The sequence below is a fragment of the Mycobacterium sp. KBS0706 genome, assembly GCF_005938675.2.
Classification (GTDB): Bacteria; Pseudomonadota; Alphaproteobacteria; order DSM-16000; family Inquilinaceae; genus Inquilinus.
Genome location: NZ_VCCH02000276.1, coordinates 1 through 1328 on the forward strand (window position 1 = coordinate 1; position 1328 = coordinate 1328).

Sequence of the window (1328 nt, forward strand, 5' to 3'; positions counted from 1 at the left end):
TGTGCAACCGGAGAGATGGTTGACACTATGGACCGGGGACATGGTTGACAGTTTCCACGGTTTGTTCTGGTGCTGCAGTGCGGCCCGGCCGGGCCGCACTGCAGCGGCGAAGCGTTCGAGTGTTGCGGTCGATCAGGCCCAGATCAATGTCGGCAAAGCGGACGATCCAATCGCCGGTCTGGGTCTCGGCGATGCCAACGGTTTCACCGACCAAGGCCTGGGAGATGAAGACTTTGTCGCCCTGCCATTTGATGTCGCCGGCAGAGCGGACGCGGCGGACAGCATGGTCGGGATCGTACCAGGGCTCCTCGATCCGGTTGGGATAAGGCCGCGGCGAGTGGCAGTAACGGCTGGCCGGGGTGTCCTGGCCGAGAGCCTCGTGCGGCCGGATGTGATTGAAGCTGTGGCGGAAGGCATCGAACCGGACTTGCTGCGCGGCGATGCTGTCGGCCGGCGGCCGCGCGGTCTCCCGCTTCAGCGTGCCGTGCATTCGCTCGTGCCGGCCGTTCTGCTGCGGGCGCCCCGGCGCGATCCGCTCCAGCCGAAGCCCGAGCTTGATCCACGACACCGACAGCCGGCTCAGCCCGCCGGCCCCGGAGGAGGCGAAGGGCGGGCCATTGTCGCTGCGGATCGCCCGGGGCAGCCCATGCTCGCGCAGCGCCCGCTCGACCACCGGCGCCACCCCCTCGGCGGTCGGCTCCACCACTTGGCAGGCGATCAGGTAGCGGCTGTCGGCATCGCTCAGCGTCAGCGGATCGCAGCGCTCCCCGTCGCGGGTCCGGAACCAGCCTTTGAAGTCGATACACCAGACGTCGTTCGGCGCCGACACCTCCAGGAACGGCCGGGTCACAGGCTGCGCCGTCCGCCGTCGCCGTCGCGGCTCGCTCAAGCCCTCCCGCCGCAGCAGATCGCCGATCGTCGATGCCGCCGGCCAGACCTGGCCGGGCTCATGCCGCCTCAGCCACGCCTGCAGCTTCTTCGGGCCCCAGTAAGGCCACTGCCGCCGCAACTCCACGATCCGCGCCGCCACTTCCAGCGCCAGCGTCTGCGGCCTGACATGCGGGGCCCGCGACCTCGCCTGAAGGCCCGGCCAGCCCTCCGACCGCCAACGCCGCACCAGCTCGTATCCCGTCTCACGGCTGATCCCGAAGCGCTCACACAGCACCGTCATCGGCTCGCCTCCCGCGAGATACGACACGATGAACCCCGTCTTCTCCTCCTCCACGCAGGTCTCCCTCCACGGCATCGGCAAGCCCTCCCTTGCCGAGCAGGAAACCTGTCAACCATGTCTCCGGTCCAATCTGTCCAGACTCTCGCCGGTTCGGACC

The 1328-nt window shown here is 68.7% G+C and carries 1 protein-coding gene; it reads right to left on the reverse strand.

The features are described 5' to 3' along the window. Positions 1–25: 25 nt before the first annotated feature. A complete protein-coding gene (locus FFK22_RS41790; RefSeq protein ID WP_138893691.1) occupies positions 26–1246 on the reverse strand; it encodes an integrase core domain-containing protein in 1221 nt (406 codons plus the stop codon). Positions 1247–1328: the final 82 nt, after the last annotated feature.

Bases quoted from the DNA above. Each gene is read 5' to 3' on its own strand.
- FFK22_RS41790 (WP_138893691.1), bottom strand. From the start codon at position 1,246: ATGCCGTGGAGGGAGACCTGCGTGGAGGAGGAGAAGACGGGGTTCATC.